Consider the following 9,626-nt stretch of genomic DNA (forward strand, 5'->3'; position numbering starts at 1 on the left):
CACCGCCTCGGCCGGCATTGCCGCCGGTGCCCTCGCCGGCTGGCTCGGCTGGCGCGCCGGTGGCGGCGGGCGCCGGCCTATGCCGGCCCGCGCCTGACGAACGGGAAGGTCTGCCGCTCGACGATCTCGCTCACCGCGCGGTGGGCTTCCTCGAAGGCGGCGTCGGTGTGGGGGCTGGCGGCGGCGTCACTGTTGGCAATGGCGATCAGGCCATAAGGCTGGCGGCCGATCACGCAGGGGCGCGTCGGGCTCTGGGCATAGACCCATTCCACCGGATCGGTGAGGCTGTTGTAGGTATAGCTGTAACCATGCGGCCAGCGGTTGACGGTGATGGCGGCGATGTCGCGGACCGGATCGAAGCCGCCGGGGCCGAGCAGGCGGGCCAGTTGCCGGCGGGTCTCGCGCTCGAACGTTTCGAAGCTGGTGGCGAGCAGGCGGGCGCGGCCGATCTTGTGCTGATCGCGGCGCGGCAGGCCGGGTTCGGCCGGGAATTGGGTGAGGTGCAGCGCCACCGGTTCATCGGGCCCAGCCGCGTGGGCAACACCGCCCAGGCTGGCGGCTTCGGTGAGGGCCACCGTGTCGTGGAACATGGTCGGGCAATAGAAGCTGGAAACGCCCAGCTTGTGGAACGCCCGCCAGTTTCGCAGCACGACATTGGTGTAGACCAGCGGCCCCTTGGTGCCATAGCGCAGCGCCGCCTTCTGGGCGGCCGGCAGCTCCGGCATGATGTGCGGGATCACCTCGTTCCAGCAGGCGAGCAGCACGGATTTCGCCCGCACCGCCTGCAGCCGGCCATCCTTCATGTAGCGCACGCTGGCGCTGGTGGCGGTGGCGGCATCGCCATCATGGGCAACATCGAGCACCAGGCTGGAAAGCCGGATGCGCACCGGGCCCGCCGCCGTGTCGAGCGCGGCATAATCGATGCGGGCAGTGGCCATCTCCTCCTGGTTGCGGGCCGGCGTGGCGGCCGGCACCAGCGCCGCCACCAGCAGCCGGGCCAGCGTGGCATTGCCGTCGGGAAAGTGGATGGATTCCTTGCCCTCGCGCTGGCGGCCATGATGACCGCCGGGCAGATCGGCAAACAGGCCATCCGGCACCGCGCCCAGCCCGAGCCCGGAAAAGCCGGGATATCCCTGCACCCAGCCAAACAGCGCCGGCGTCGCATCGGCACCCACACAGAAACTGGCGCGGCCCATGGCCATGAAGAACCACATGGCCTGGGGGTCGATGCGAACCGTCTTGAGGTAATAATCCTGCAGGGATGTGCGGGCGAGAAAGGCCTTCTTCGCCGTCACGTCCATGCCGGCGAGATAATCGGGCTGATCGGCGCTGAGCAGCCGCGCCATGTCGGCCCGGGCCTTGGCTGAGAGCGGCGTCCTGGCAAGGAATTCGGCGCTGAAGCGCGGCCCGCGCATGCCGCGCTGGGCGGGATCAGCGATCACCAGTTGGTCCTTGCCCCAGCCTTCGGACTCAAAGAAATAGCCGCGCCGCAGACCCAGCCCGGCATAGAGCCGGCTGTTGGCGTCGTTGGCCCGCTTGTAGCGCTCCAGATCGATGCCGAGATCATCGAGGATGGCCTGCGCCCATTTGTTGTAGCGTTCCGGCGATTCAATGTTGAGCGTGCCGCCGTTGATGACGATGGCCTTGCCGGCCACCACATATTCGTTGCGCTTGGCGTGGCCGCCGAAATCATCGTGATTGTCGAGGATCAGGATGCGCGCTTGGCTGCCCACCGCCTTCCTGTAGAAATGCGCCGCCGCCAGCCCGGACAGGCCGCCGCCGACGATGACGAGGTCATAGGTCTCACCGGTGTCCTGCGCATCGCCAGGCTTCATGCCGTCGCGCAGGGCGTGGGCCATCTCGAACGAGCCGGGGTGGCTGCCACGCAGGCCGGTGCGTGATGGCGGGTAGCGTTCGTCTTGCGGGACAAGGCCAGCCGGTGCGGCAAAGGCCGGCGTTCCCGCGCCCAGCGCGCCAATCGCGACCGCCACACCGTTCACGAAATCGCGGCGGCTGATGCGGGCGCTCATGCCCAGCGCGTCGTCATCCAGCATCACCTTGCCCCCCAAGCCCAGCCTATCTGTGCCGCACCCATTTCAGATCATATTCGGTGATCCAGGTGGCGCCGCCGTCCTCGGTGCCGACCGACAGCTCACGGATCGTGCCATCGGGGTTGGCAAACAGCGTCCAGTGCCGCAGCCGGAACTTGCCGTTCGGCAGCGGCCGTTCGGTGACATAGCGCATCTCGCCGGGCTTGATCAGGCTGCCGCGGAAGCTGGTGGTGGCGCCGGTATCGGTGGCCCAATAATAGCCCCAGTTCTTCAACAGCGGCGAATAGTTGAACAGGCCAACGCCGTTGCCGCCGCGCGCCGCATCCAGCACCGTCCAGCGCTCCTCGATCACGCAATCATTCAGGGTCAGCGTCATTGTCACCTCGGCGGTCTTTTTCTCGCCGTTGAACACGTCCCAATGGCCCAGGGTGAAATCCTGTTGGCGAAACAGCGCGTCGGCCCGGCAGGTTTCGGTGGGCGGAGGCGTTTGGGCGAAGGCCGGTGCGGCCAGCAGGATGGCAATCAGTGGAACAGTCCGGTGCATCGGCCCCTCCTTGCACTGCGATGAAGGGATGCTAGCCTTGCTTTGCCGGTTTGTCTTGCGCTGAGCGCACCGGCGGGGGAACCAAGCGATGGGCGACTGGTCTGACAAGGCACTCGGCATGAACCGGCCGATCGCGCGGCGGGATTTCATCGGTGGCGTGGCCGTGGGCATCGGCGCTGCTGGCCTGCCAAGCCCTGCATTGGCGGCACTGGCGACGCCGGCCCCGGATTATCCGCCGGCAAAGACCGGCCTGCGGGGCCAATATCCCGGCAGCTTCGAAACCGCGCACATGGCCCGCGACGGCCAGTTTGGCGGTGCGATTTCCGCCGACGACAGTGGCGAGCATTATGACCTGGTGATCGTGGGTGGCGGCATTTCCGGCCTCTCCGCAGCCTGGTTCTACCGGCAGGCGCTGGGCGACGACCGCAAGATCCTCATCCTCGACAATCATGATGATTTCGGCGGCCACGCCAAGCGCAACGAGTTCCACTACGGCGGCCGCACCATCCTCGCCTATGGCGGCACGATGAGCATTGAATCGCCCTTCCCCTACAGCTTCACCTCAAAGAAGCTGCTGGCCGATCTGGGCGTCGACCTCGCCAGTTACGAGCGGTTCGAGACCAAGGCCTATGCCGGGCTGGGCAACGCCACCTTCTTCGATCGCCAGCATTTCCTGGCCGACCGACTGGTGACGGGCACGGGCAGGAAGCCGTGGGCGCAGTTCTTTGTCGAAGCGCCGCTGTCACCGGCCGTGCGCGCCGATCTGACCCGGTTGCACACGGAGGTGAAGGATTATCTCCCCGGCCTTGATCCCGACGCCAAGGCGGCGGCCCTGAAGGCGATGAGCTATCAGGATTTCCTGCTCAAACACGCCGGCATGCTGCCCGAAAGCCTGCCCTTCTTCACCGGGCAGGGCTATCGCAACAACAAGCGGGTGGACACGCTGCCGGCCTGGGAAGCGGCCCTGAACAAGCGCTCGCCAGGCTTTGCCGGCATGACCCTGCCTGGCCAGATCCAGGCAGAAGCCCAGCATTTCCATTGGCCCGACGGCAATGCCTCGGTGGCGCGGCTGCTGGTCTCTTCGCTGGTGCCAGGCGTGTTTCCCGGCAAGCTCGATCAGGAAAGCGTCGTGCTGGCGCCGGCCACTTATGCAGCGCTCGACAACCCGAACAATCCGGTGCGCATCCGGCTTTCGAGCATGGTCATCCGCGCCGAACATCTGGGACCGGTGACGCGCAACACCGAAAAGGCGGTGCGTGTCGTCTATGTGAAGGATGGCCGGCGGGTTGGGGTGACGGCGGCCAACGTGATCCTGGCCTGTTTCAACAACATCATCCCCTTCATCGTGCCCGGCCTGCCGCAGGCACAGAAGGCGGCTTTGCTCTATCCGTCCAAGGTGCCGATGCAATACACCAACGTGCTGCTGCGCGACTGGCGGGCGTGGGCGAAGCTGGGCATCAAGGCCATCCACGCCCCCAATGGCTATCACACGACGACGGCGCTCGACGTGCCGATGGCGATCGGCGGCTATCGCACGGCGCAGACGCCGGACGAGCCGGTGGTGCTGCACATGGTGCGCAATCCCAACAGCCCCGGCCTGCCCCGCAAGGAGCAGAACCGCATCGGCCGCGCCGACATGCTGGCCACCGATTATGCCACCATCGAACGCGAGATCAGGAGCCAGCTGCAGCGCATGCTGGGCGGTGCCGGGTTCGAGGCGGCGCGCGACATTGCCGGCATCACCGTCAACCGTTGGCCGCATGGCTACAGCTACACCTATGACACGTTGGGCGATCCGGACGTGCCGGATGAACAGCGCCCCCATATATTGGGCCGGCAAAGCTTTGGCCGCATGGCGATCGCCAATGCCGATGCCGCCGCCTCGGCCTTCACCAACACCGCCATCGACATGGGCGCGCGGGCGGTGGACGAGTGTTTGATCAGCCGCGGGCTGATCTGATCACAGCCAGAAGCGCACACCTGTGCGGATCGACCAGCCGCCGGGGTTCTCGCCCGCCGCGCGTGCCAGCCGGGACGATTCCCCCAATCGCCGCTCGAACATCACCGCCACATAGGGCGCGACGCGGCGGGTGACCTCGTAGCGGGTGAGGATGCCGGTCTCGATGATGGCCGGGCCGGGCGCGATCAGGCGTTCGGGCACACGGGTGGCATAGATGTCGGTTTCGAACAGTGGTTGCACCACCAGCCGGTTGGTCATCCTTATGTCGAACGACTGGCGCAGCCGAAACAGCACGTCGCCCTTGAAGCCGATGAAGGCATGCGCTTCGGTCTCGAAGAACAAGGGCGCCAGACCCTGCACACCGATCACGGCATAAGTGCGGGCATCTGGCGCGATATCGTGGCGCAGGCCGGCCTGCAGATCAAAGAAGGTGGCGATGTTGCGGCTGTAGAGCGCCTGGAATTCGCTCTGCTCCAGCCGCGGTCCCTTGGTCTCGCCCTCGGTACGCCACCAGAATTTGTTGACGTCGCCGCCGATCCAGCCCTGCGCTTCCCAGTTGGCAACCAGCTTGCCGTCAAAACGGGTGAGATCGGCTTCCTCGACCAACGTGTAGTTGTTGATGCCATCGCCATGGCCGTGGGCCTTCTTGGCGGCAGCGGGCGCGGCCAGCAGCGCCGCAACGACAAGCGCGCGCATCAATGCACATGCCCCGCCGCCGGCACGGCCTTGCCATCCGGGCCGAGCACATTGGCCACCACCAGCTTGCCCATCATGCCGCTGTTCATGTGATAGAGCAGGTGGCAGTGCAGCGGCCATTCGCCGGCTTCGTTGGCGGTCAGGATGATCGACTGGGTGCGGCCCGGCGCCACCACGATCACGTTCTTTTCCGGCATCAGCCCCGGCGGCTGGCCATTCTCCACCTCGAAGAACATGCCGTGCAGATGCATCGGGTGGGCCATCATCGTCTCGTTGACGAAGGTGACACGCACGCGCTCGCCGAACTTCACGTTGATCGGAGGGCCCTCGCCGAACTTCTTGCCGTTCAACGTCCAGATATAGCGCTCCATATTGCCCTGAAGCCGCACCACGATCTCGCGCGTTGGCGGCGTTGCATCAGCCTTCGGAGTGAGCGCCACCAGGTCGCGCATGGAGAGCACATGCGCGCCATAGGGCGCACCCGTGGCCCAGCCAAAGACGCGGCCCGACCCATCGGTATCGCCTTCCTTGCCCAGCACCGGCATGGCCATCATGCCCTTCATCTGGCTGTGATCCATCCCGGCCATCGGGTCCTTGCCAAAGCCATAATCGACCACCGGATAGGGCGTGCCGCCATCCGGCCGCGCGGCCAGGGCGACAGCGGTGCCGATGCGGGGGCCGGCGGCCTTCGGCGTGCAATGGCCCATTGCGGCATGTTCGGGCGGACATTCGGGGTCGCTTGGCGCTGCGGGTGCCGGCATCGGGGCGGCGCCCTTGGGCGTGCAGTGCCCCATTGCCGCGTGTTCTGGCGGACAATCCGGGTCGCTGGGCACGGCCGCCGCAGGAGCCTTGGGCGTGCAATGGCCCATCGCCGCATGTTCCGGCGGGCAATCCGGATCAGTTGGCGTGGCCACTGCAGGCGTGGCGGCGCCCATCATCTGGCAATGGCCCATGGCGGCATGTTCCGCGCTGCAGGGTTCACCCGCAGCCGGCATGCTGTGCCCCATTTCGGCCAGCAGCAGCACCTGTTTCGGGCGCGGCGCCGGCGCGGCAATGCTCAGCGCCGGGTCACTGGTCAGCCTTCCGAGCACGCTCGCCCGCCTGTCGAGGGTTTCCACCCACAGCGGAAAGGCGCCGGCCGGCGGCTCGACGATCACGTCATAGGTTTCGGCGACGCCCATGCGGAACTCGTCCACCGTCACCGGCTGCACGGGCCGGCCATCAGCGGCGACGATGGTCATGGCCAGGCCCGGAATCCGCACGTCCATGAAGCTCATCGCCGAGCCGTTGATGAAGCGCAGCCGCACACGCTGGCCGGGCGTGAAGGCCAGGGTCGGCCGCACCTGTGTCGGCTGGCCCTGCATCAGCAGCGTGTAACCGCTCACATCCGCGATATCAGTCGCGTCCATGCGCATCTGGCCCCAGGCCCGGCGCTCCGCCATGGTCGCCTGCATCCCGAACTTCTTCGCATCGCGCACCAGTTCCGGCAGCGTGCGCTTGTTCCAGTTGTAGTAGCCGGAATCGCTCTTCAGATTCCGCATCACCCGGCCCGGGTCCTCGCGCGTGTGGTCGGACAGCAGGATGACATGCTCCACGTCAGACTTGATCGGGTCCTCCCCCGCCGGCGCGATGATCAGCGCACCATATTGGCCCGCCTGTTCCTGGCCTTCCGAATGAGCGTGGTACCAATAGGTGCCGCTCTGCCGGATATGGATGCGATAGGTGTAGGTCTCCCCCGGCGCGATGCCGGCAAAGCCGTTGAAACCCGGCGCACCGTCATAGGCGCCATCGACCAGCAGCCCGTGCCAGTGGATCGAAGTGGTCGCGCTCAGCCGGTTGGTGACGCGCACCACCGCCTCCTCGCCCTCCTTGAAGCGCAGGGTGGGGCCGGGCACGCTGCCGTTGATGGCGATCACGCTGTCGGTGCGGCCGGGCACGATCTGCATGGCCTGGCGTTCCACCACCAGATCATAGCTGGCCGCGTGCGCCAGGCTGGGCAGCAGCAGGGCCAGAACAAGGAAAAACCGGCGCAACATCATGCCGCTCCATGAACCGTCAGCATCCAGAAGGCCATGGCGATCATCGTCACATTCTCCAGCAGCGACACAAAGCCCAGCGGCACATTGCTGCCGCCGCCCACACAGGCGCAGGTCAGTTCGCGCTTCTCGATATAGACCGCCTTGATCACCGACACCGCGCCAACGGAACCGATGAACAGTGCGATGGCCGACGACAGCCAGACCAGCTGGCCCGACAGCATCAACACGCCGGCTACCGCTTCGGCCCAGGCATAGACATAAGCGTAAGGCAGCCAGGCCCGGGCCAGCAGGTCATAGCCGATAAAGCCGGTGACGAAGCCCTCGATGTCCTTCAGCTTCAGAAACGCAAGCAGGCCCATCGCCAGCCCGACGAACCATTCGGCCGCGTGCAGGGTGAAGGGCGTGCCCATGGTGGCCATGCTAAGCGCCAGCGCGATCGCGGCGGCCATGCCGAACAATGCAATCACCGGGCGATAGGTGCGCGCCTTGGGATCGTGCAGCTTCAGCCCCAGCCATTGGCGCAGATCATCATGGCCGCCGATGCGCTGGCCGGCGATCCACACCTGCGGCGTGGTCTTGACGCCGTGGGTGGCCTTGAAGGCCTCCACCTCCTCGCGGCTGGTGAGCAGCTGTTCCTCGAAGGAAAAGCCGTTGCTGCGCAAGAGGTGGCGGGCGCGCAGGCCCCAGGGGCAGACATGATCAGGCAGGGCCATGCGGACCAGCAGGGCCGTGCGCGGCAATTGAGCGTCCATCATTTTCGTCCTTGGCGAATCACTGATGGAACCGTCATAACCTCTGTACCATGATACGGAGTCAAGCCTTGGCCAATCTCACCATCTCCCGCCTGGCCGCCAGTGCCGGTGTCGGCGTCGAAACCGTGCGCTTCTACCAACGCAAGGGCCTGATGCCGGTTCCGGCGAGCAGCGGCGCCGTCCGCCATTATGATGAGGCCGACGTGCAGCGCCTGCGCTTCATTCGCGCCGCCCAGCGTGCCGGTTTCAGCCTGAAGGAAATATCCGAACTGTTGGCGCTCGATGCCAGCGACGACCGCGCCCGCGTACAGGCACTCACCCGCACGCGGCTGGCGGCGCTCGATGCCGAAATGGCCGAGCTCGCTGCGGCCAAGGCGATGCTGTCGGGGCTGCTCGATGAATGCACCAGCGGCAAGGCCGGGCCCTGCCCGATCATCGCCACCTTCACGGCATCGGCCTGTCATTGATGGCGCCGGCTCGACAGGGCCCGGCGCGTCGCCCAAGGTGCCGGCGATGAATGCCCCCGCAACCGCGTCCCGATTGGCCTGGCTCATGGTGACTGTGGCCGGAGTCCTGCTGCCACTTCTCGCCATGTTGATGCTGCGCGATGTGCCGGCGCCGGCACCGCTGGCGTTGTTTGGCGGGCCCATCCTGGCGGTGGGCCTGATGGGGATGGGCATGATCGCGGCGGCAACGGCCGGGCGCCTGTGGATCGGTCTGGCGCTGGCGCTGCTTGCCGGTGCAGGCCTGATCATCCTGGCGCGGGCGCTGGGCATGCCGGCGCTGCCGCACCCCGTTTCAACCGGGTTGGCCATGATCATCGCCAGCCTCAGCTTTGCGGCGCGTGGACACCTGTTCGCCCGCGCCATGGGAACGAACGGCTGGCTGATGTCGCTGTTCGTGGTGGCTGGCGAGGCGGCGATGCTGGTTTCGGCTGCAATGCTGCCGGCCTGGCTACTCACCTTGCTGCCGGCGCAATGGGCCAGCACCGCGATCCAGACGGCGCTGACCGGCACCGGCACACGAGCAGCCAGTTCAGCGCTGTTGGCGCTTGCCGGCACGGCCGCCACCACGCTGCTGGTCGCCGCGCTGTGGCCGCGCCGCTGGCCCTATGCGCTGATGTTCACGGCCTGGCTGGGCCTGTCCGCGCTGGTATGGAACCGCCCCGGCCCGCCGCGGCCACACGCTGATCTCGCCATTGCCGCCGCGCCCGGCGGTCGCATCGCCCCGATCGCCACCGCCGCGCCCGATGCCGCCACGGCAAGTGCGCTGGCCAGGGTGCAGCGCCAGATCGCGACCTGGCACGCCGCGGCCGATCCTGATCTGGCCCAGCGCGCGCGCAACCTGCTGCTGATCGCCGCCGTGCCTGACCTGTACGATACTGAGCCGCTGCAATCCCACCTGCCCAATCTGGTCGCAGCCGAGCTGAGGGCCCGCCTTCCTGCCGATCAGCGCCGCGCCCTGCTCAGCGCCATCGCCGCCCACCCCGAACTGGGCAGCGTGGCGGCGCGCGAGACGCTGCCGGCGCTGGGCCTGCCGGCCAACACGGGCGACGAAGCCGCGGTGCGCAACCGCATAGCGCTC

8 protein-coding genes are annotated in these 9,626 nt (G+C 66.9%); 3 read left to right on the plus strand and 5 right to left on the minus strand.

Going from position 1 to position 9,626, the window contains the following annotated elements; translation table 11 throughout:
- Positions 1 to 77: 77 nt before the first annotated feature.
- Both GJ693_RS10855 and GJ693_RS10860 read right to left on the minus strand, forming a co-directional pair.
- Entirely contained in the window at positions 78 to 2,054 is a 1,977-nt protein-coding gene (locus tag GJ693_RS10855) for an NAD(P)/FAD-dependent oxidoreductase (protein WP_235902826.1), read from the minus strand.
- A 22-nt stretch (positions 2,055 to 2,076) separates the two neighbouring features.
- A complete protein-coding gene (locus GJ693_RS10860; RefSeq protein ID WP_156256324.1) occupies positions 2,077 to 2,595 on the minus strand; it encodes a hypothetical protein in 519 nt (172 codons plus the stop codon).
- 88 nt (positions 2,596 to 2,683) lie between these two features.
- Between GJ693_RS10860 and GJ693_RS10865 the strand changes: the two genes are divergently transcribed.
- Positions 2,684 to 4,555: an NAD(P)-binding protein gene (locus GJ693_RS10865; RefSeq protein ID WP_235902829.1), complete on the plus strand. Its 1,872-nt coding sequence runs from the start codon at positions 2,684 to 2,686 to the stop codon at positions 4,553 to 4,555.
- Here the strand turns inward: GJ693_RS10865 and GJ693_RS10870 are convergent, their stop codons facing one another.
- From GJ693_RS10870 to GJ693_RS10880, 3 genes are read right to left on the minus strand one after another with little or no spacing between them, the layout of a single operon-like run.
- Positions 4,556 to 5,251, minus strand: a complete 696-nt coding sequence (locus tag GJ693_RS10870; protein WP_197042119.1) for a copper resistance protein B — start codon at positions 5,249 to 5,251, stop codon at positions 4,556 to 4,558.
- A complete protein-coding gene (locus GJ693_RS10875; protein WP_197042120.1) occupies positions 5,251 to 7,290 on the minus strand; it encodes a multicopper oxidase domain-containing protein in 2,040 nt (679 codons plus the stop codon). The genes GJ693_RS10870 and GJ693_RS10875 overlap by 1 nt, the downstream gene beginning before the upstream one ends.
- Positions 7,287 to 8,042: a MauE/DoxX family redox-associated membrane protein gene (locus GJ693_RS10880; RefSeq protein WP_156256331.1), complete on the minus strand. Its 756-nt coding sequence runs from the start codon at positions 8,040 to 8,042 to the stop codon at positions 7,287 to 7,289. Before GJ693_RS10880 ends, GJ693_RS10875 begins: the two co-directional genes overlap by 4 nt.
- Before the next feature lie 68 nt (positions 8,043 to 8,110).
- Between GJ693_RS10880 and GJ693_RS10885 the strand changes: the two genes are divergently transcribed.
- Both GJ693_RS10885 and GJ693_RS10890 read left to right on the plus strand, forming a co-directional pair.
- Positions 8,111 to 8,509: a MerR family transcriptional regulator gene (locus tag GJ693_RS10885; protein WP_156256326.1), complete on the plus strand. Its 399-nt coding sequence runs from the start codon at positions 8,111 to 8,113 to the stop codon at positions 8,507 to 8,509.
- Positions 8,510 to 8,594: 85 nt separating this feature from the next.
- On the plus strand, positions 8,595 to 9,626 hold a 1,032-nt coding region (locus GJ693_RS10890), incomplete at its 3' end, for a hypothetical protein (protein WP_197042121.1).

Origin of the sequence: Sandarakinorhabdus oryzae (genome assembly GCF_009733735.1) — a bacterium.
GTDB classification, from domain to species: domain Bacteria; phylum Pseudomonadota; class Alphaproteobacteria; order Sphingomonadales; family Sphingomonadaceae; genus Sandarakinorhabdus; species Sandarakinorhabdus oryzae.